Origin of the sequence: Actinoplanes sp. NPDC051475 (genome assembly GCF_040689425.1) — a bacterium.
Lineage (GTDB): Bacteria > Actinomycetota > Actinomycetes > Mycobacteriales > Micromonosporaceae > Actinoplanes.
The window spans coordinates 485587-506170 of the sequence record NZ_JBFAZZ010000002.1; the positions used below are offsets into that span (position 1 = coordinate 485587).

General features: G+C 71.1%; 20 protein-coding genes. 1 reads left to right on the plus strand and 19 read right to left on the minus strand.

What is annotated here, in order from left to right; translation table 11 throughout:
- Window positions 1-109: 109 nt before the first annotated feature.
- The 14 genes from AB0368_RS06690 to AB0368_RS06755 form a co-directional block, all read right to left on the minus strand.
- Window positions 110-553 (minus strand): hypothetical protein, encoded by a 444-nt coding sequence (locus AB0368_RS06690; RefSeq protein ID WP_366152782.1) that lies wholly within the window; start codon window positions 551-553, stop codon window positions 110-112.
- Window positions 554-683: 130 nt separating this feature from the next.
- Window positions 684-2093 carry a hypothetical protein gene (locus tag AB0368_RS06695; protein WP_366152783.1) on the minus strand — a complete coding sequence of 470 codons (1410 nt, stop codon included), beginning with the start codon at window positions 2091-2093 and terminating at the stop codon, window positions 684-686.
- On the minus strand, window positions 2086-2745 hold the full coding sequence (locus AB0368_RS06700) for a hypothetical protein (RefSeq protein WP_366152784.1): 660 nt from the start codon (window positions 2743-2745) through the stop codon (window positions 2086-2088). The genes AB0368_RS06695 and AB0368_RS06700 overlap by 8 nt, the downstream gene beginning before the upstream one ends.
- Window positions 2746-2875: 130 nt before the next feature.
- The gene (locus AB0368_RS06705) at window positions 2876-4339 is read right to left on the minus strand and encodes a hypothetical protein (RefSeq protein WP_366152785.1); all 1464 of its coding nucleotides are present in this window, start codon (window positions 4337-4339) and stop codon (window positions 2876-2878) included.
- 93 nt (window positions 4340-4432) lie between these two features.
- Window positions 4433-5302, minus strand: a complete 870-nt coding sequence (locus AB0368_RS06710) for a hypothetical protein (RefSeq protein ID WP_366152786.1) — start codon at window positions 5300-5302, stop codon at window positions 4433-4435.
- A 79-nt stretch (window positions 5303-5381) separates the two neighbouring features.
- Window positions 5382-6608 carry a hypothetical protein gene (locus tag AB0368_RS06715; RefSeq protein WP_366152787.1) on the minus strand — a complete coding sequence of 409 codons (1227 nt, stop codon included), beginning with the start codon at window positions 6606-6608 and terminating at the stop codon, window positions 5382-5384.
- A 320-nt stretch (window positions 6609-6928) separates the two neighbouring features.
- Window positions 6929-7336, minus strand: a complete 408-nt coding sequence (locus AB0368_RS06720) for a hypothetical protein (protein ID WP_366152788.1) — start codon at window positions 7334-7336, stop codon at window positions 6929-6931.
- A gap of 126 nt (window positions 7337-7462) precedes the next feature.
- Complete coding sequence (locus tag AB0368_RS06725) at window positions 7463-8551, minus strand: M23 family metallopeptidase (RefSeq protein ID WP_366152790.1); 1089 nt, start codon at window positions 8549-8551, stop codon at window positions 7463-7465.
- A gap of 165 nt (window positions 8552-8716) precedes the next feature.
- Window positions 8717-9325 (minus strand): hypothetical protein, encoded by a 609-nt coding sequence (locus AB0368_RS06730; RefSeq protein WP_366152791.1) that lies wholly within the window; start codon window positions 9323-9325, stop codon window positions 8717-8719.
- A 168-nt stretch (window positions 9326-9493) separates the two neighbouring features.
- A complete protein-coding gene (locus AB0368_RS06735) occupies window positions 9494-9715 on the minus strand; it encodes a hypothetical protein (protein ID WP_366152792.1) in 222 nt (73 codons plus the stop codon).
- Window positions 9716-9795: 80 nt separating this feature from the next.
- A complete protein-coding gene (locus AB0368_RS06740) occupies window positions 9796-10722 on the minus strand; it encodes a hypothetical protein (protein ID WP_366152793.1) in 927 nt (308 codons plus the stop codon).
- A 112-nt stretch (window positions 10723-10834) separates the two neighbouring features.
- Window positions 10835-11071 carry a hypothetical protein gene (locus AB0368_RS06745; protein WP_366152794.1) on the minus strand — a complete coding sequence of 79 codons (237 nt, stop codon included), beginning with the start codon at window positions 11069-11071 and terminating at the stop codon, window positions 10835-10837.
- 39 nt (window positions 11072-11110) lie between these two features.
- Complete coding sequence (locus AB0368_RS06750; RefSeq protein ID WP_366152795.1) at window positions 11111-11923, minus strand: hypothetical protein; 813 nt, start codon at window positions 11921-11923, stop codon at window positions 11111-11113.
- A gap of 49 nt (window positions 11924-11972) precedes the next feature.
- Window positions 11973-12143: a hypothetical protein gene (locus tag AB0368_RS06755; RefSeq protein WP_366152796.1), complete on the minus strand. Its 171-nt coding sequence runs from the start codon at window positions 12141-12143 to the stop codon at window positions 11973-11975.
- Window positions 12144-12301: 158 nt separating this feature from the next.
- Here AB0368_RS06755 and AB0368_RS06760 point away from each other — a divergent pair, with 158 nt between their 5' ends.
- Window positions 12302-12568, plus strand: a complete 267-nt coding sequence (locus AB0368_RS06760; protein ID WP_366152797.1) for a hypothetical protein — start codon at window positions 12302-12304, stop codon at window positions 12566-12568.
- A gap of 560 nt (window positions 12569-13128) precedes the next feature.
- Here AB0368_RS06760 and AB0368_RS06765 read toward each other — a convergent pair.
- The 5 genes from AB0368_RS06765 to AB0368_RS06785 all read right to left on the minus strand — a co-directional run bounded on the left by AB0368_RS06765 (window position 13129) and on the right by AB0368_RS06785 (window position 20582).
- The gene (locus AB0368_RS06765; protein ID WP_366152798.1) at window positions 13129-13980 is read right to left on the minus strand and encodes a replication-relaxation family protein; all 852 of its coding nucleotides are present in this window, start codon (window positions 13978-13980) and stop codon (window positions 13129-13131) included.
- Window positions 13981-14221: 241 nt separating this feature from the next.
- Window positions 14222-16639, minus strand: a complete 2418-nt coding sequence (locus AB0368_RS06770) for a type IV secretion system DNA-binding domain-containing protein (RefSeq protein ID WP_366152925.1) — start codon at window positions 16637-16639, stop codon at window positions 14222-14224.
- Window positions 16640-16882: 243 nt separating this feature from the next.
- Window positions 16883-18673, minus strand: a complete 1791-nt coding sequence (locus tag AB0368_RS06775; protein ID WP_366152799.1) for a DUF87 domain-containing protein — start codon at window positions 18671-18673, stop codon at window positions 16883-16885.
- Window positions 18670-19671 carry a PrgI family protein gene (locus tag AB0368_RS06780; protein ID WP_366152801.1) on the minus strand — a complete coding sequence of 334 codons (1002 nt, stop codon included), beginning with the start codon at window positions 19669-19671 and terminating at the stop codon, window positions 18670-18672. Before AB0368_RS06780 ends, AB0368_RS06775 begins: the two co-directional genes overlap by 4 nt.
- Window positions 19668-20582 carry a conjugal transfer protein TrbL family protein gene (locus AB0368_RS06785; RefSeq protein WP_366152927.1) on the minus strand — a complete coding sequence of 305 codons (915 nt, stop codon included), beginning with the start codon at window positions 20580-20582 and terminating at the stop codon, window positions 19668-19670. The genes AB0368_RS06780 and AB0368_RS06785 overlap by 4 nt, the downstream gene beginning before the upstream one ends.
- Window positions 20583-20584: the final 2 nt, after the last annotated feature.

A 20584-nucleotide genomic window follows, 5' to 3' on the forward strand; every position in this document is an offset into this window, starting at 1 on the left:
ATTGGTGGTTGAGCAAGCTCGCGGCGCCGCGAGCTGCGCGGCGGCACGGGCTGTCCCCGGCGGCAGGGAGCCGCGGTATTGGTGCTGCCTGCCGTGGGTGGTGCCGGGTTTAGGTGGTGGGGCCGTCCGTGCGGCAGCTGACGTCGAGGTCGGCGCCGTCGACGGTGATCACGAACCACGGGTAGTGGGCGGCGGTGGCGTGGCGCAGCATCTGCAACAGCGGGTCGCCGTCGGCGCCGGTCAGGTGCAGGTGTTTGCAGAAGTCGTTGTCGCCGACGTCGGTGCGAGCCAGGGCGCGACGGTCGCTGTCGCGACCCCAGCCGTGCGCGTAGACGGCGTGCCCGGTGGTGTCGTCGTGAGGGTCCGGCAACAACCTTGGCCTGCCGTTGGACGTCAGGTATGTGCCCCGGTCAGTGACCCATTCGAGTGCTGCTCCGGGGCAGGCCGTGCCGGTGAGGGTTTCCTCGTACGTGCGCCGGTGCCGGCGGGAGGCGACCGCGTGTTCGGCCAGCCGTAGGACGTCGGGTAGGGAGAAGTGCAGGTCGGTAGCCATGGGAAGGGGCGTCGTCCTTTGCGTTCGATCGCAGGGGTGCGGCGCGAAGGGAGAACCGGATTCGGGTTTTGTGCCGTGGTGAGTTCCCCCTTCGCGCCGGGTGAGGTGAAGGCACTGTGCCCCCGTGCTGTTAGGCGGCTTCGTAGGTAGAGCGTTTGCCGTCGATGTGGTGGCGGATCTGGCCGTCTCCGGCGGCCGTGGTCAGGGCGTTGGTAACGGCGCCGGGGGAAGCTTTCGCGTAGCCTTTGTCGGCGTCCGCGAGGTTGATGGCCTTGGCCACCTGCCCGGCGGTGAACGTCTCGCCGGGGTGGTCTCGCAGGAATTGGACGGCGGACTTGCCCAGGCTTCCGGCGGGGCGCCGCTGTGGTGTCGGCTCCAAGACCGCCTCCGCAGTGTCAGTGGTGTCCGGATCGGTATCGCCCGCCGCAGGCGTAGTCGCGGCGTCGCCGCTGTCCGTGTCAGGGGCGGTCGCCGGTTCCGCTGCCGGTTGATCGGCCGGAACCTCATCGACATGGGCCGGTTCAGGGGCGGCCGGCTCCTCGTTCACCGGCACGCCCTCGGCACCCTTGTCGTCCGGATGCTCGGTGTGCGGCGACGCCGGGTCGGGTGTGCTCTGTCCGCCGGGTGTGTCGACGTCGGGTGCCTGGAGATCGGGCACAGGGGCGTCGCCGCCGGGGGTGTCGACCGGTTGATCGGCGGGTGCGGTCTGTCCGGCGGCGACCGCGGCGGCCAGGATTCCGGCCGGGGTGGGACGCCACAGCGCTTGGCCGTCGCGGGTGCCGTCGCGTTCGGCCAGCTTCTGCCCGTCGAGCTCGCGCAGTTTCGGGGTCACCGTCGAGTAGCCGAGCCCCGCGTGCGTGGCGATGTCCTTAGCGGTGGCGGTGTGCAGAACCGCGAGCGCGGCCAGGATCCGGTTCAGCGTGGGGGTGGGTGGTTGCGGTTCGGACATGGTGGTATCTCCTTCTTTTCGGGTCGCCGCCCCAGCGGCGGCGTCAGGAGTGGAGAGGTCGGGGCTCTGGTCGCAGGCCGTCAGCCGCTGCATGCGCAGACGTCGGCGCTCTCGTCGCGACTGCGGTGCCGCAGTGCTGGGCGGCCGTTCAGCGCGGTACACGGCTACCGACGTAGCGGTGGTCAGGGTCTGCACCACGTCCGGCAGCCCTGCCAGGACGGCGGCTATCGGCTCCGGCCGCTGGTGCGGGTGCAGGGTCACGTCGGTGCGGACCGCGCGGCTCAAACCGGTACCGGCAACGGCCGGACGTGAGGTCACGGTCCGCACCATTTCGGTGAGGCCGGCCGCCGTGAGCGCTTGCCGGACGGCGCGGGTGGCGTGCGCCGGCGTCAACGCTGCGGTCATCGCGGAGCAGACACTCCTTTCCGGGGCTGGCCCGTCGGTGCGTGGCGCCGCGGGTCGGTGTCGGGGGATGCCATGCACGCTTCGATCCGCGCGCCGAGTCAAGTCGCCGACCACAGGCGCATCCCCGCGGTGATCGGTTGCGGCAGGCCCCCAGGCTTGCGCGGATCGCAATGCCAGGTCAGCCACTTGTGTGTTCCGGCTCGGCGTCGCGGGGAACCGCGGTCAGTTGCTGGCAGGCGACGTGCGGGTCCGTCGGCGGGTGCTCGCAGCGGCCGGCTCGCTGGCAGTCCGCCAGGGTCGGGGCATCGCCTCCGGCCCGGGTCTTGGCGGCCTGCCGCTGGATTTGGGCGAGGTGGGCGCGCAGCGCGGCGGCCCAGTCGTCGCTGCGGCCGGTGAGCGCCCGGTTGATGTCGTGCACGGCGCTGAGCCACACCACCCGCTCGGCGTCCTTGGCCTCGACGAGCCGGGAGAACCAGTACGCCTGATGCTGTTCGTAGCGCAGGTCAGGGCCGTGTTCGGCGCAGTCCTCGGCGCGGGCGATCGCGGCGCGGACACTGCGGTCGCGGTCCACCTGAACCGCGGCGACCTGGGCTTGCAGCCGATGGATCTCGCGGGCGAGCCGGTGCAGGGCCATGTGGACCGCGGTGAGGTTCCAGGAGTCGCGGCGCGCGGCGTGCAGCAGGGCGATGGCCGGCTCGCGCACAGCCGACGGCAGTGCCCGCAGGCTGATGTCGGGACCGTCATACAGGCGGTGGGTCGGGTCGAGATGCACGCCACCCGGGTGGGTGGCTTCGCCGGCGCAGGTACTGCGCTGGCAGGCATCGAGGGGTCCGGTCACGGGACTCTTCTCCTGTTCAGGAAAGGACAGGAGGGGGTCACGCCGCCGACGTGACCCCCTCCCCGGGGGATGCAGAACGTGCTGCAAGGTCGCGGATCTTCGCCGCGGGGTTGTGGTGTGCGGACGGCGGTCAGTGCGGGATGGTGACCGCGGTGGCGGTGGTGGGCAGGGTTTGCCGGTGCCGGCCGGTCCAGATCTGCCAGCGGGTCCCGTCCGAGCCGGTGCTGTCGGCGGTGACGCGGTCGCCGACCTTGATGAGCTGCTGCCAGCCGCGCGGGGCGGGGGTGCATGCGCTCACTTCGCGGGTGTAGCCGTGGTCGTCGATCAGCCGCAGCACCGCCGCGTCGGCCGCCGCGGCTCGGGTGAGGGCATCGTCGAGTTCGGTCTCGGTGACCAGGGCGATCAGCAGCCTGCTCTGCTCGACGGGCGCGCCCTGATGCCAGGCGCCGGCCAGGTAGTCGGCCATGCCCTGCCACTCGGGCTGGCCGTCGAGGCTGGTGAGCGTGGTCGCGCCCCCGTTGCCGGGGTTCGTGATAGTGGCGACCGGCGTGCCGTCGAGGGTGAGGATCGCGGTGAACCCGGCTCCGTCGTCGGTGACGTGGCGCTGCACGTCGGTGGCGCGCAGCCGATCGTGGGGCACCTGCATGCCGGGGGTGTGGCGCAGCAGCACGTACTGCTGCTCGTCGCCGGGTTCGGGCAGGTCTCCGACGATGCGTTCGCAGTCGAGAGGGTCGACGGCGTCCCAGCACCAGTTCCAGCCCATCACCACGTACCGGCCGTCGGCGTCCGGCATGATGCGGTCGATGGCCTCGGGGTCGTCGTACATCTGCCGCTGGTCGGCGACGATGACGTCGCCGTCGAAGTACAGGTTCGCCCACATCTGGTCGACGAGGCTTTCCAGGTCGGCGCCTTGCTTGCCCTGGTGTCGCTGTTCGTTGCGGTACTGCTCGCGGACGGTTTGTTGCTCGGCGACGATCGCCTCGGCGACCTTGCGGGTGCAGGAGAACACCGCCCAGCCGTTCCACCGGTCGATCAGAGTTCCGGCGTAGCCGACCCGGTAGCGGCCGGGACCGTCATCGCTGGTCCAGGACCAGTCGCCGGAGAACACCCCGGCCCGGCCGATACGGATGCCGTCGGGGTGCAGGTGCGACATGTCCCGGCCGTCACCGCGCGGGCTGATCGCGATGCGGCACAGCTCGGCGACACGGTCGAGCATCGCCTCGGTGTACCCGTCGATGAAGGTGTCCTCGGCGTGCCGGTCGTCGCGCAGTTGCGCCGCCACGGCGGGCGGCAGGTCCGCTGCGTCGGGATCCGCCTCGCCGGGCCTGCTGGCGGCCAGTGCGGAGAGCGCGTGGGGCAGTTCGTCGAGCACGGCGGGGTCGCCGCTGTCGACGCCGGCCAGGACGTGCCGGGCGCGGTCGGTGAGGTCACCGGTGGCGCGGGCACCGATGGTGTCCTGCGCCCACCAGTCGGCGGCGTTACGACCGCAGGCGGCAGCGGCGGCCCGGACCTCGGCGAATACGTGCGCTGAGGCGGGGTCGGCCTGACGGGCACGGTGTGCTGCCGGTGTGGGCTGCGAATCGGGGTGAGACATGTGAGCCTGCCTTTCGGAAGAAGACGGGAAGGTCCGCGACCGGCGGTCGCGGACCTGAGAACACGCGGGGGTGATGTGTGGGATGGCTTGCTGCTACGCGAGGCCGTCCTCGGGGCTGAAGCGGTAGGGCGGCGTGTCGGGCGGTACCGGTTGCAGCCACACCCGCGCCGGGTCGACCTCGCACAGGGCGTGGCCGGGGGTGGCGGGCCCGTAGTCGCCGAGGCGCACCGTCACATAGGACTCGGGGCGGTTCATGTCGTCGCTGACCACGTACAGCTGGTCGGCGCAGGTGTCCTTCTCGACGTGCTCGGGGTCGGTGATGAGCACGACCGACCCGATCACCAGGTCGTCCTCGCGGTCCTCGGCGCTGGTGGTGCGGGCCTCGACCACGGCGACCTGCCACGCGCCCGGGTCGAACGGGGCCCCGCTGGGATCCGGCAGGCGCGTGCCGTCACGCAGCCGTTCGAAGATCGTGGCCAGGGCTGGAGGTAAGTCGCCGGGGTGTTCGGCGACGTCGAGCCACCTCGTGCCGCGCACCGACGGGTCCGCCCACAGCACCGGTGTGGCGGTGCGCTCACCAGAGCGGCCGGCGAGGAACTGCCAGTCCGGGTCGAGCAGCCGTGCCAGCGGGACGAGGTCACCGGGGTGAGCGGCCCACTGGTCGCTGGGGGCCAGCACCGTGCCGGCGAAGCGGCCCTCGTGCACGGCGGTGGCGCAGTCGGGACAGGCATCACCGGCGACCAGGCCGGTGGTGCGGCAGGGGCGGCAGGGCCGCCAGTTCGCCGGCTCGGTGCGCGGCTGGTAGTCCGGGTCCCACGCGGCGGTGAACCGCCCGCCGAGCCGGTACCGGTCGATGACCGACGGCACGACCGTCTGCAGCGGCGCGGCGAGATGCGCGGCGATGGTGTCGAGGGTGGCGGTGGCAGGGACGAGCACCGCCACCAAGATCGTCTTCTGGGGCATGGAGGGTCTTCCTTTTCTCGTTGTTGTCGGATGCCGGGCCGCCGGAGGGCCGATCCGTTGACCGCCGTCCGGCGGCAGATCAGGGGCTTGGCGGGAACGCATGCTGGTCGCGCCATGCGGTGCCGATGACGCCATGCCGCACGTTGAGCTCGTCGCGGCGCAGGAACTGCGGATCGGCGCCATGATGTGCGGCGTGTTGCTGCCAGGCCCGCATGAGGCTGTCGCGGGCCTCGTCCTCGGACAGGCCCGTGCCGTACCAGTCGAAGTGGCGGGTGGACACGTCGGCGATGTAGACGGTCACGGGTCTGGTGAGGGCTGCGCGGGCCACGTCGGGCCAGCGGTGCGGGCCGGTGCCGTCGGTGCCGTTGCCGCACAGCCCGGCCGTTTCGACCTCGTCGAAGGTGGGCGGGTCGAACTGTGCGAGCAGGGCGTGGCCGAGTGCGGCGAAGCCGGCGGCGGTGTCGACGACGACTCTGCCGTCGGACAGTTCGATACCGTGCCGGCCTGCGGGCAGGGTCGCGCGGTCGAATCGGTCGCCGGGGCTGAGGAAGCGGCTGATCCAGGCGCTGCCGGTCTCCTCGACAGGCGGTTGCGGTGCTAATGCCGGTTCGGGCTCTGCTGGTGGGGTGTGCCAGGCGAAGCCGCGCAGCAGGTACCGTCCGTCGGGGTCGGGCAGTAGCCGCCGCCACACGCCCTGGTGGTTCAGGGTGGCGAAGCCGCCTGGGGTGCGGCGCAGCACCGGGGTGCCGGGTTCGGGCGCCGTGTCCTGGTGCAGGCGGGCGAGTACGTCGACGACGATGTGGCCGGCTCTGACCAGCGGCCATGGTGCTGCCGCGTCCTGGGGTACCTGCACGGCCACCGGATCGAGTCGGGCAGGGGTGATCAGGTCGATGCCGCGCCACTGCCGTCCATCCGGGGTCAGCAGCCCTTCGTCGCTGAGCGGCTGGCAGGCGGCGATGAACGCGTGATGCGCCTCGTCGAGGGCCGCGCTCACCGTGGCATGCAGAGCAAGCAGGCCGCCCAGCGCTTCGACGAAGAGTTCGATGTCGTCGTTGTTCAGGCCGGAGTTGGGTGCCATTTCGGCGCGCATGCCGGCGATCTGCCGCTGCAACATCTGCAGCTGGTAGTCGGCTGAGGCGTACTGGCCGGCCGCCGATAGCCAGGCGAGTAGCGCGTCCGGGGCGGTGGCCGCGACGTAGTTGAAGGGTTGGCCGTCGATGCGGTAGCCGGCGTGTTCGGTCAGTTCCTGTACGACGTGATCGATGGCGAGTGCGGCAGGCAATGGCCGGGAGTCATGTTCAGGCACGTAGGTCTTCCTTTCTCGGAAACGGAAAAGTCCGCGACCGGTCGGTCGCGGACTTTCGGGATGAGGTGGGATGCGCGGAGGCCGGCGCCCGCCTCCTCTCAGGTCTGGGCGGGGGCATCGTCGCGCGGTGGTACGGGATCTCGCCGCGACAAAGGCCGGCGATCGGGGCGCTCAGGATGCGGCAGGACATCGCCCGCGGGCGACGAAGGCGAGGCGTCCACAGCGACGACGAGGGTCGGTGCCTGCGTCAGGCATGCGGCGCGGTTCAGGCAATGCTCTACCGGCTTCCCGCCGCCTCTTGGCTTCCCTCCGGGGGTATTTCAGCGGTCGGTGCGTAGCTCGTGGACGCTATGGCGCAGCCAGCGGTCATGAACCGTGGCCTCGTACACGGTGATGACGCTGGAGTCCGGCGCGATGACATACAGCCATCCGAGGTAAGCGGAGATGGGTCCGGCAAGCGGGATACGGGCCGGCTTAGGGCTGGTTCCGCCGGGAGACGGGCAACCGACTCCCGGTACGAAGTTGATGTAGGGGCCGCTCTGGTCGGTGCTGAGGTAGGACCAGTCCTCGGCGAGCAGTGCCGTACACAGGCGATGGCTGTCGCGCTGTAGGCCGTCCCAGATGGCGCGTAGCTTCGGGACCAGGATTTCCGGCTCGTCAGCGCCGTGCAGGTATCGGGCCGTGACGACGCCATCCTTTTCCATGCCGATGTAGCCGCGATCTGACATGCTCTGTGACCTTTCATAGTGGTCGGCGCGTGACCGACGCTGAATGGGGTGGAGAGGAATTGAGTTGCCACCGGTTCGTGGTGCTCGCGCTACGGCCGGGGCGAGGGCACAAGCGCGCCGCTGGTTTCAGCCGAGGGGTGCGCCGTGTTCGCGCATCCAGTCCTGCGGCGCGATCGCGCCCGTGCTGCCGGCGTCGCCGTTGCGGTGCACCTCGAAGTGCAGGTGCGGGCCGGAGGAGTTGCCGCTGCTGCCGACCACGCCGAGCTGCTGCCCCGCGACGACGGTTTGGCCCTCGCGCACGAGGGGGCGGGTGAGCATGTGGCAGTAGCGGGTGATCACCCCTGCGGGGTGGGTGATGTCGACGTACCAGCCGCACCCGCCGAGGCCGGGATGGCCGTCGACGTCGCAGGAACCGGCGCCGACGTTGCACCGCACCCGGGAGACGGTGCCGGCGGACGCGGCGACGATGCGGGTGCCGCGGGCGGCGCCGAGGTCGACACCGTCATGGCCGGGACGTTGCCCGGTCCGGAAACCGGACACGATGGGCGCGTCCACGGGTTTGACCCAGCCCTGGCCGCCGATCGCGACGGCGGTGCACGGCTGCGGCACGCCGGCAGTGCCGGCGAGGCGAGTGACGAGCATCGTCGCGTCGGCCTCCCACTTCGCGTACGCGGTGGGCAGGCCCGAGCGTTGCACGGCCTGCGCCGCCTGCGTGACCCGCATGGCCTGCCAGCCGTCGACCTTGAGCAGCCGCCGGTAGAAGGCGGTCGCCGCGTACTGAGGGTCGGTGACCTGCGCGCGGCTGCCCCAGCCCTGACTCGGGCGCTGCTGGAACAGCCCGAGGCTGTCGCGGTCGCCGTGGTCGAGGTTGTGCAGATTGCTCTCCTGCATAGCCGTGGCGAGAGCCACCACCAGGCCGCGTTGCGGCACGTTGAGGCGCTGTCCGACGGCGATGATGGTGGCCGCGTTAGCGACCTGGGTCGCATCCCAGCGGCCGATGGCCGGGTAGCGGCCGTCGACGGCAGGCGTCACCGACACCCGTACGGAAGGCGTCGGGGCGGGGCTGCTCGACGCGGGAGCGCTGGCGGCCAGCTCCGGAGTGCAGGCGAGGCCCGTGTCGGCCGCGCCCCCGGTCAGCACACCGGCACCGGCCGCGCACAACAGGATGAAGCCGATGACGGCCGCCGCGATCCACAGCAGAAGCCGGCTACTCATCGCCCGCTCCGGCCCGGCGAGCGGTATGGGCGGGCAGGAGACGTCGGCCGGGGGCAGATGGTGATGGCGGGCATCGTGGCGGCTCCTTGGCGAGAGACGGCGGAGGAACACGAGAGCGCCACACCCGGCGGCGGGGTGTGGGGCTCGCGTGCGGGCTCGGGGCTGTTAGTCGGCGTGCCGCGTCACCTCTGGTGCGGGTGGCGGCGTGCGGGTGACGGTGAAGTGCGGGTCGGTGATCTCGGCGGATCGACAGCCGCCGCAGGTGGCGACCGACCGTTCGCCCTCCGGGCCGGCAGGCTCGCTGCCGAGCCGGAAACGGACGCTGAACTTGACCTGATCGGTGGTGCCGCAGTGGGTGCAGGTCCAGACGGTGCCGGTGTCTCGGCGGGTCAGCGTGAAGAGGTCATCGGTGGACTCGGCGAGGCGATGGCGGCTGTACAGCGCCCAGTGCGCACCGCGGAGCCGGTCCCACTGCCCTCTTGGCAGCCTGTTGGCGTAGACGTTGATGCCGGCGTGATCGGGGTCCAGCAGGGTGAGCTGCACCAGGTCGACGTCGGGGTGCTCGTCGAGACGGCCGCGGACCAGGTGGCGGCGGGCCACGCGGCCGATCATGGCTTCGGCTAGCGCGGCGGTGTCTTGCTGATGCGTGCCACGCCCTTCGTGGCGTAGCTCGGCGAGCAGGTCGGGGATGTCGGTCGCCCATTGGCTGTAGACGGCCAGGTATCGGCGTCGGTTGGCGGGAATCAGGATCCCGGTGAGGGTGCGTTCGCCCATGGCGGGAGGCCTCCAATTTCGGTAGTGAGGAATGGGAATCGGCAGGCCGGGCTCCGCGGTCTGTGGAGGGCTGCGGCGCCCGGCTTGCGAAACTGGCTGTGGGTATGAAGAAGCCCCGCGAGCCGGAGGTCGGCGGCGGGGCGAAGGTGTCCGAGTCTGGTGCGGGGTTCAGGCGGGCGGGGACTGGTCGTCTGCCGCAGGGACTGGGCTGAACGCGATCCGCTGATCGGGCATCCGGGCTGCGACGATCTGTCCGCTGCGCAGGAGCTCGACCAGGGCGGCGTCGAGTTCGAGGGTGCCGGGGGCGGCCTCGCCGTGGTCGCCGGTGATCAGCGCCTCGACGGCCTCGTCGGCGGTAAGCAGCCGTGAACCAGGCGGAAGGGCAGGCATGTAGTCGTGTGTCTCCACTACTCAAGATGGGGGGATCGGGGAAGGGACGTCAGGGTCGGTGCATCAGCGCAGCGAGCGCTTCACGCTCTCTGGACCCGACTCGGCTCGACCGCGCGAGCGGGCCCCTGGTGCCGAGGAGCCGCTTGCCGGCGTCGGCGCAGTGCCGCCGTCCAGGGCCACCGGCGGTAGTGGCGGGACTCAGCGATCTGCCAGGGCCACAGGTAGGCGCCGATGGCGTACCGGCCCTCGTCGTCCGGCACGATCCGCTCGATCTCTCGGTAGGCGACCGTGCGGCCGGCCTCGTATTCCTCCAGGACCACCAGCGTTTCAGCGTCCACGCGCAGCAGCGGATACTCGCCGGGCCTTGCGCCCGGGTGGTGATGCAACCGGGACAGGTCGTCGATCATCCGCGCAGTGGTGGTCTGGTCGAAACGGGCGAGCACGGCACCGTCGGCGGTGCGGTAGGCGGCGGCGACCCACGCCGGGTAGGCAACGCCGCCCACGGTTGGGCTGGTGACGGCGTCGAGGTGCCAGCGGGCGCCGTCGGGGGCGAGCTGGTCTCGGTGCCCGGCGGTCTTGACGCGGTCGGCGGCGATGAGGTGGTCGTCGGCGGGGTCGATGTCGATAGTGACCCAGTGCTGCCGGCCGCTGTCGCGGGCATCGCGCAGCCTCTCCAGGACGCTGCGGTGCCCGTCGGAAGCGAGCAGGGGCAGGTGCGCGTGGTGGTAGGTGTCGCGCCAGGCGGTGCCGTACCGGCCGGTGCGGTGCCGCCAGGTGTGCGCCTCGGCGTGATGTTCGGTGCCGTCCGGGCGGCGCCAGCTCGGCACGCCGGTGGAGGTGAGCAGGTCGGGGCCGCCGGTGGTGCTCCAGGTCAGCGCCGGAGCTTCCAGGGCATGGGCACGTTGCCGTACGCCGGTGCGGGCTTGGGTGGGGCAGACCATGGCGTGTTCGGCCAGGGGCAGCACGTCTTCGAGGCGCCACCACAGTCGGGTGAGGACAGCCGTCATCAACAACTCCAGTCAATAGGTTGGGTGTTCGCAGGAGGAAGAGGGAAAGCGCGGCCGTTGCGCTGGCCGAGCTTGCGCTGTTGGCCCTGCCGTCGGGGCCGAGGCTGCAGGGTCAGATCAGCCAGGGGCTGATGGTGAGGTGCCACGGCTGGGTGTCGCTGGGATCCTCGTCGGGTTCTGCGTCGTAGCCCTCTTCGACGGTGACGCTCTCGATCGTGAGGTCCCCGCCGGGGAAGCTGATGCGTACCGGGGCGTCGAGCATTTCGGCGAGCTTGTCGGCGGGTACGTGGCGCAGCTGCTCGGTCATCTCGATCAGCAGGCCGCGGTAGGTCAGGCTGGGGTGTCTCAAATTGCGCTGATGTCCTTCGAGGATGTTGTGGGGGCAAGGTCAGACGGTGACGGCGAGCAGCCGCTGCCGTGGGGGCAGGTTGTGCAGGTAGCGGCCGGCGTGTTCGAGGTAGGTGATGCGGTCGGCGGCGGTGTCGCTGGCCGGGGCCAGCAGGGCCCCGTCGTGGGTGAATACGGCGTCGCCGGTGACGGCGCTGGCGGCGCTGTAGTGCTGGTAAGCGGCCGGGCCGGCCTGGTACATCTCCACCTCGGCGAGGTCGAGGTGTCCGGCGGGGCCGGGCTGTGCGGCGTTGTGCATGCGCATCGCCACCACGCGGGGCTGCTTGCCGAAGTCAGCTTCCGCGCGGTCGCGGGGGTAGCGCTGTGGGTCGGTGAGGTGGCGGTTGAGGTAGGCCGGCCAACTGGTGGCCGGCCGGGTGCCGTGCACGACCTGTTTCCACATGCGGTGACGGATGCCGGCGGCAAGCGCCGCGCCGTGGCGCATGCCGTCGAGGTCGAGCAGCCGGACCGGGCCGCCGGCGCAGTAGGCCGGGCGTCCGGGGCGTAGTCCGAACAGCAGGCGGCGGTGCCAGGGGTAGCGGGCGGGGCTGGCCCAGAACCGTGCGGTCAGGGTGCCTCGCACGGCGAGGTGTTCGTCGAGGTAGCCGCCGGCGAGCACATCGTGGGGGACCGCCTCGGGCACGCAGACGGTCATGACGCGCACCGTCGCGGTCGCCGGTGGCGCCGCCTGCCGGTCCTGTTCCGGCTTGCCGCCGGGGCGGGCCGAGGCGCCGGGCCGCCCGGCAGCGGTGGGGGTCGGGGTGGGCATGCGGCTGCCGTAGCGGGTCAGCGGAGTACCGAATTGTCGGGTCATACAGGCTTCTCCTTCGTTGGCGTGAAAGGTGATGCGCTGGGCGCGAGGGTCAGTCGGAGTCGCTGGGGCTGGGTTCGGCGGGTCGGGCTACGGCGAACTGCGCATGGTGCTCCCAGGCCCATTCGTGCCAGTCGTCGCGGCCGGCGTTCATGGCCGCGCGGGCAGCCCTCTGCCAGGCGGCGTAGTGGTACAGCTCGTCCGGCCCGTACCGGTCCTGCACACCTTGCGGGTGGTCCTGTAGGTAGGCGGCGGCTTCGTGGACGCTGGCCTCGTCGTGCCAGTCGGTGGTGCGGTGCGCCAGCTCCCAGCGGGCGGAAGCTGTGCCTCGTCCCAGCCGCCGTCGGCGGTGAAGCCGCTATACGCGATGCGTCCTTGCGGATGGACGACCTGCTGTTGGAATTGGCTTCGGGTGTCGGTGTCGGTGTCGCTGACGCCGAGGTCGGCGCTCAACACGGCGACGTGTCCGCGAAACGCGAACACCTTCGGCGCCTGGTAGTGGCCGAGGAACTGCTGCAGCCCTGCGGTGAGGGCGGCGAGGGCGTCTTTCTCGGTGCGGCCTTCGGCGCGCCAGCGCCCGGCCTCGACGGTCCAGGACCGACCGCGCTTGGTGGGGCGGGTGACAGTTGCGTCGAGGTGAACGCGTAGGTCGCGTTCGCGGGTGGGCTCCGGGCTGAGGTCATGGGCCATGCAGGTGTTCTCCTTCGGCAAGTGGTGCGCAGAGCGCGCGTCAGTGACCGGTCTGCCGGACAGGCAGGTCGGTGCTGGGATCGGGGTGTCGTGGTGCGATCGACCGTGTGGTCGTAGGGGTGGTGCGGTCGTACGAGGTGATGCTGGCCTTGCAGGAAACTGCGGTGGTGCGGTGGTGGGTGCGACCGTCGGGGTCGCCGCGGGCTTCCCGGCGCTGACCGGCCCTTGAAGGCGGGTGAGCGAGGCGGGTGCCGTGGTGCGGCGAGGGTCCGAGGTGGGACCGACCGGGGGTGGTTCTGTTCGTGTTATGTGGTGGCCGTGGACGGTACCGGCATGACCTGACACCTTCGGCCAGCAAGCCCTGCTGTGCATGCCGGGAAAGGGCACTTGACCTGCGGTGTCAGGCATCTCAGACCACGGCGCAGGCGCCGGGCGGTGTCAGATTTTCAAGGCCTGACCCCATGCGCTTCGACCGAGGTGTCAGATACGGTGCGTATCTGACACCTCCCCCTGAGTGGTCAGTCGGTGGCGCTGTCGGAGCCGGGTAGTTCATGCAGGTGCAGGCGCGGGCCGGGGTCTCCGGGCAGCGCCCAGACGGGCCCGGCGGGGTCGTTGCTGTGCACGGCCGTGGCCACCGGCAGGGGCAGCTGGAACGGCGCCAGCGAGCGCAGCAGGTGGGCTTCGCGGCGCCGATCCGGTAGCCACAACAGCAGCGGGAACCGCACGTCGCGTTCGTGGGCGAGCCGCTCGTACTGGGTCAGCTTCTTCACCACGCGCGGCAGGTCCTCGGTGCCGGTGTCGTGCTCAAGGAAGAACCCGACGCTGGTGGTGCCGTGGCGCCAGATGCCGTGCCCGTCCGGCCGGATCTGACTGGTGGCGGAGCGGAACACAGTGGTGGCGTGTTGCTCGGACCACCACCGCACCAGCTCCGCCTGTCCGCCGCTGCGCCGCGCGGCGGCGTACAGGTCGATGAAGAACTGGTTGGTCCCGGACAGGTGGTTCAGCCGCGGGCTGCGGATGATCCTCGCCCGGCGTTCCAGGTGGGTTTTCGGCGGTCGGGCGCCGGGGTGGTCGGGGTCGGTGTAGGCGTCCGGGTGCAGCTGTACCCCGAGCGGGCCGAGGGTGTAGCGGTAGGCGCCGGAGTCGGTCTCGGTACGCGCGAACGCGAACCGGGACACGGCACCGATGCGGTGCAGCTCGGTGAGCCTGCTTTGGGCGGCGCGCCGGGTGGGGAACAGTGCGGCGGCGATCTGGTCGGTGGACAGGACGTAGTGCTCGGCCAGCCAGGACAGCACGAGGCGGTCACGGCCGGTGAGACGCCGCACGGCATCCAGCGAATCTGGGCGGGGGTTGAGGCTGTTCGCACTCATGGGTAAGGAATCTCCTGGGGTAATGGGAAACGACCCTCCAGTGAGGAGGGAGTCTTCGAGACGACGCGACCTGGCTGGGGACCTGTCACCGGCCGTGTGCGGGCATAACGCCGCAGGCCACTTGGGCCGAGGGGTCGACGTCGAGGGACAGGGCAACGTCGGGGTTGACGTCGCCCTGAACGTGCTACCGAACGCACCGGGTTGAACGGTTTTCGCCAGGTTCGGGGCGGTGCAGGATCGGCTATCGCCGGGGCTGTGTGCCCTTGGGCCGGCGCTGTCGCCGGTCGGCGTCTCCGTGTTCCGATCGGTCCTCGCGGTCGTCGGAGGCAGGCGAACTGTCACGGGATCGCCGGGCGGCGAGTTTGCGAACGACCTGGTCGACGACGGAGGCGTCCTGCACCGGGGTGCGCTCAGCGACCCTGTCCCGGATCTGCTGAGCGAACCCGAGCACGTCGCGGGGAGGGCGGGTCTTCATGGTGAAAGTGGCGGTCTGCCGGCCGCAGGCCATCAGCCGGGCCGCGGCGGTGTAGGCGTCGAGGTGCGACAGGTCGTGCTCGTCGAGCTCGGGCAGGGTGTGTCGGGCCAGGACCCGGGCGTCCTCCGGCGCCACACTGAAGAAGATCTTGTTGCGGGCGTTCGCCGACGCCGCGGCGAGCAGCTCCCGGGGGAACTGGGCCAGGTCCTGGTGCGCCAGGATCATCCGCAGCCGGTACTTGCGGGCCTCGGCCAGCATCGTGTCCAGCGACGAAGCCAGGGTGAGGAAATTCTGCGCTTCGTCGAGGTAGATCGAACAGTCCTTGCGCTGCTCCACTGGTGTGTTGGCGCGGGCGGCGGCGGCCTGCCACACCCGGGCCAGGATCAGCGAACCGAGCAGGCGGGCGGTGTCCTCACCGAGCACCCCCTTGGGGATGCGCACGAGCAGGATGCCGCCGTCGAGGACCTTGCCCATGTCGAAGCTCGACCGCGGTGAGCGCATCGTGCGCTTGACGAAGTCGCGCAGCAGGAACGCGCGCAGCCGGGCCAGGACGGGGCCGATGACCTGGGCGCGGACGCCGTCGGACATCGAGTCGTACCACTGCCAGAATCCGGCGAGGCCGTCCGGGTCGTCCAACCCGACGACCATCTCCGAACGGAACTGCGCGGAGTTCAACAAGGGCGGAATGTGTTGCAGGGTCACGTTCGGATGCCGCAGCAGGGTCAGGCAGGACACCCGCATGACGTCGTCCATCCGCGGCCCCCACGCCTTGGTGAAGATCGACGAGAAGATCGACACCAGGTTGTCCACCACCAGATCCGGATCGTCACCCTCCAGAGGGTTCAGGGTCGGCGGGTTTTCCTGGTCGGGGTCGAACAACACGATCCGCTCCGCCGCCGACTCCGGGATGCGGTCGAGGACGTCGAGGATCAGGTCGCCGTGCGGGTCGAGCACGACGGTGCCGCGGCCGGCTTTGATGTCGTCGATGATCATGTTTGCCAGGAGGGTTGTCTTGCCGGAGCCGGTCTGTCCGACCATGTGCGTGTGGTAGCGGGCGTCCTCGACCGAAATGCCGACGGAGTGGCCGCCGACTTCGGCGTCGCCGAGGACCTGGACCCCGCGCCCGCCGGAGGGCACGCCGACGGGGACGGGCATGGACTTGGCGCGGGCTCGGTCCAGGCCCGGCACGGCCAGGTCGCGCGGCAGCGCGGCCAGGGCCGCGAGCTCGCTGGCGCCGGTGAGGAATCCGGCGCCCAGACGTCGAGCCGCGAGGACGGTGACGGCGCGGGGCATGCGCTGGCGGCGGCCGAGCCGGTTGCGGCCGGTATAGACGGCGAAGGAGGACGCGATCGCGTCGGCGACGTTACGGACACGCCCTTCGGCCGGCGTGGCGGCTCGGCCGCCGGTCTTGGCCACGGCGTAACGGATACCGGTCTGCCACAACGGCTGCGCCGTCTTCTCCAGGATCAAGCGCACGTCGCGGGCGATCCCCGGGTCGCGGCTGGCGGCGGTGGCGGCGCTGCGGCTGGCGCCGGTGCGGGTACCGCCGGGAAGGAACACGCTGAGTAGCTCGCCGACCAGCGCGCCCGGATTCAGGCCCGCGCTGCGCCCGGTGCGGAGCTGGCCGGCGGCGCGGCGGGCCCGGCGGATGCGCTTCGGGACGGCGGGGCGGGTGAGGATCTGCACGGTCGCGTACTCGTCGGCCTTGAGCTGGGCGCCGGCGGACATCAACGCGCGCAGCGGATCGTCGGCGTGGTCGGCTTCCAGGGGCAGCCATTCCGGGTCGGACAGCGCCAGGTGCCCGCCGACGGCGGACGCGACGTCGTCGGGGATCGGCGCGGTGACCGGCTGCGTGGTGGTGGCCGCGCCGGGCCACGCGGCGCGTACCGCGGCTTCGACTCCGCCCGCGGGAACCGTGCCGGGTACCCACACGCTGATCTGCAAGTGCCGGCCGGTCCACGAGTACTGCCACACCAGGTGCGGTGTGCCGTAGATCAGCCGTTTGCGCCGCGAGGGTGTCAGTAGGCCGTGCAGGTTAGCCCACAGCGCGCCCGCGCCGCCCGCTTCAACCTGCGGCGGGGCGGCGATGGTGACCTGCCGGGCGTGCCGGGCGTGGTGCTGGTGGCGCCAGTCGCCGATCAGGTTCCGCAGCGCTGCCCATCCGGCGAGGGCGGCGGCGATCATCGCGGCGGCCACGGCCAGCAGCCACGGCCGGTGCGAGATCGTCTGGACGACCTCGAGGATCCAGTCGGTGTCGAACGTGGGCGGGGTGATCGGGGCGGGGGTGGCGTCGGTGAGCGGTACGACTCGCGAGGAGGGCGTGTTCACGGGGGTGGTCCTTCGATTGACAAGCGGGCGGAAACAGCCAGCGGCGCCCCGCCCCGGGTGAGGCAGGACGCCGCTGTGGGCGTGGCGGTGGTGAAGGCGTCAGAGGTCGTCGACGTGGTCCAGCAGCTCGACCGGTGTCGTGTTCGCCAATTCGTGCTCGGTGGTGGACGCGACGACCTCGAATCGGGTCCTGCTGGTACCGCAGATCAGCAGGCCGTGGCCGCGACGGGCTGCCAGCAACAGCCGCCGTTCCCCGGCGGTCAGGGTGAACGCGTCGCCGACGGCGTCAATCGCCTGGGGCGCCTGCCGGAGCAGGATTTGGGTGGCGGCGTTGGCGACTACGGCGCGGCCCAGGTCGGTGGCGAGTACGTCGGCAGCGTCCTGGGTGATGACGGTCAGGCCGGTGTTGCGTTTGCGACCGGCCTTGGCGAGCCGGAACAGGAACTTGGCGCCTTCGCCGTCGCGCATGAGCAGCCACGCCTCGTCGACGATCACGAGACGCCGCGGTGTGCTGCCGTCCGCGTTGGGGGTGTCGACCTGGCGCCAGATCGCATCGAGGGCGAGCAGCGTGCCGATGGTGCGCAGTTCGTCGGGTAGTTGCCGCAGCGACCACACCACGAGGTGCCCGTCGGTGCGGGTGGTAGACGCCCCGTCGAACAGCTGGGAGAACGAACCGCTCACCCAGGGGGCGAGGCGGGCGGCGAGCTGCGCGGCGGCCTTGTCGCTGTCCGCGGCGAGCACGGCGGCGAGGTCCTTGAGCAGCGGCGCCCGACGCCGGTGGGTGGCCGGGTCGGCGGTGATCCCCGCTTTGCGGTAGACCTCGACGATGGCCCGGTCCAGGGCGGCTTTCTCCGCCGGTGGTGGCGCCTGGCCGAGCAGGACCGCGATCACGGTGTGCAGGAACAGTCCGCGGCGGGTCAGTGCCCCGGGCCGGGTGTCCGCGACCGGTAGTTCGAACGGGTTGACCCGCACCCCTTGCGCGCCGAGGCGCACGACGGTCCCGCCGACGGCGTCGGCCAGGCGCAGGTATTCGTCTTCCGGGTCGATGATCGACACCTGCACGCCCTGGTACAGGTGCCGCAGCGCTTCGAGTTTGACGAAGTAGCTTTTGCCCGCCCCGCTTCTCGCCAAGACGACCGAGTTGTAGTTGTCCTGGGCGAAGCGGTTCCACCAGACGATGCCGGTGGAGTCGGGGTTGACCCCGTACAGCACGCCACCGGTGGTGGCAGGCTCGCCGGGCAGGGGGGCGGGTAGGTCCGGGCTGGCGAACGGGAACGACGCGGCGAGGGCCTGGGTGTCCATGATTCGTGGCAGGCGCAGCCCGTCTGTGGCGAGGGGCAGGGTGGATGACCAGCCGGCCAGGTGGCGCCAGGTCGCGGGCTGCACATCGAGCAGGGTGCTTGCCGCGGCGGCTTTGACCTGCGCGCAGGCGGTGGCGAGTTCCAGTTCGGTGCGGGCGTGCACCGTCGCGTACACGGCGACGCGGAACAATTTGGCCTGCCCGCGGGCGAGGCGCTCGGCCAGATTTGCGGCGTCGTCGGCGGCGGCGTCGGCGTACGGGTCGGACAATGCTGCCCGTGCGGCTCCGGCGCGGCGGGTGGATTCCAGACGGGCGCGTTGCTTGCGCAGTTGCGTCGCCGCGAGGGGGGCAGGCAGCGGATCAATGTGCAACGCCAGGTCGAGCCGGCCGGGCCAGGACAGCAACGGTTCGAGCCAGGCCGGGCCGACCTCGGCCGGGTAGCCGGTCACGATCAGCGTGGCGGTATAACCGTCGCCGACACGCAGAAACCGGGGAGTCACCTCTACCGACGCCGGAGCGATGGTGGCCGCTACCGCGCCCGAGACGTCGGTGGCGTCGGTGCGAGATCGGGTGGAGGAACGAAACGTCATCGTCGATGCCTTCCGGCGGGAGGGCCGCCTCGGCTGGCAGGCGGCGGAGGATCTGGTCGGTGCGGCGGGGGCGGTCCCGTGATCACGGAGTCGGCGGCGACGAGCCCGCCAGGGCGCGGCGGCCGGTAGGGGTCGGCGGCGGCGGCCAGCGCGGCGCTGGCGGCCGGACCGTCAAGGGCACGGGCGATGACGCCGAGCCCGGACAACTGCCGCACGGTGTCCTCGGCCCGGCGCCGGGCGACCGGCCCGGACTCGCCCGCCGCGGTGCGGGTGACCACCAGTACCTGCCGGCGCAGCGGGTCACGACGTTCGGCGAGCTCGCCCAGGAAGCGGGCGTGGTCGTCGCACGCGGCGGCCAGCGCGGGGTGGGGTTGACGGTTAGCGGCTTCGGCGACGGTGGTGGCGTGCGAGGCCAGGTCGACCGGCTGGGCGGCCACGACGATCTGCGTCGGCGTGCTGAGGCTGTTGAGCCAGCGCCCGAACCCGTCGACCAGAGCGGCCTGTTCGCCGCCGGTCCGCAGTTGCAGATTGACCGTGCTGGCGCCGACCAGCGCGGCGTGTCCGTCGCCAAGCTCGATGTCCCCGTCGTCGCTGATCGCCTGAGCAGGTAGGCGCAGCGGCGCCGGTAGCGACGTCCGCTTCGCCTTCGCCGGGGTGTCGACCCAGCTCGGGGGGCGGGCGGCGGCGACATCTGCCGGCGACAGCGCAGCGGGGGTGCGGGAGTGCCGCACGGCGTGTAGCAGCCACGCATCGAGGGGGAGGCCGTCGCGGCGGCCCAGCGCCAGGCCGAGCGTGAGTCCGGCCGCCACGACGCCGAACCCGATCAGCACGGGAAGCGGGACGAGGCGGTGCAACCCTTGGTAGGCGGTGTAGAACAGGGCGCCGGCGCCAGCAAGGATCGCCAACTGCCGGAACGTCAACCCATAGGCAATCTTGTCCGGCGCGTCGACGTCCACCGGCATTCGATGCCGCGCCCGGTATTCGGGTTCGGCACTCATCGGCCACCCCCGACCAGGCGGGCGGGGATGCCGACGGCGCGGGCGCCCTGGTTGACCACGACGGTGCGTACGACGGCGGCGGCGAGGTTGTGCGGCGGTGCCCCGCGGACCAGGTATTGCTTGACCAGCTTGGGCACCTTGACGGTGACGTAGAGCAGCATGATGACCACCAGAAGGTTGATGAGCGACACGGGGCCGGCGGCGGCGCCACCGAACGGCACCGTGTGTGAGGGGTCGAGCAGCATCCACGTCCCGGCCTGCAGGCAGAACGCCTGCAACGCCGGAGTGACCAGGCAACCCAGCAGGGTTTGCCACCACAGCCGGGCAATACCGTCGGTCTGCGGCAGCGCATGCAACGCCAGGGCGATCGGCGCGACCGTGGCCAGCACCAGCAGGATCGCGATCCGGGTCAACAAGCCGAACGCGGTCGAGGCCAACAGGACCGCGATGACCGCGACCAGCAGTACCGCCAGCAACGGCGACGACGGTTCCGTGCCGGCCGCGCGGACCTGACGCGAAATGGCGTCGAGCGCCCCGGAATCGTCGAGCTGTTCACTGCTGAACGCGCCGACGAGCGCATTGGTCACCGCGATCGTCTGTGAGATGACCACCGGTGAGAAGTGCGCGGCGATGAAACCGACGACCGCCCGCGGAATGAGGTCTTTGACTTCGTAGCGGGCGCGTTCGTTGCTGCCGGAGGTCATGGTGATCGCCGCAGCGGCGGTGAACACCAGAACGAATGCGACGTCGACCACCCACACCGAGCGATCCGATAAGGCGCGGACCTGCGGCAGGGTGGTGACGTCCGGGGTGTGTAGCAGCCCGGTCTCGATGATCTGCAGGATCGTCGTGAAGCTGTCGACGATGAATTTGAGCAGCCAGGCGACGATCTGATCCATCACGAAGCCCATGC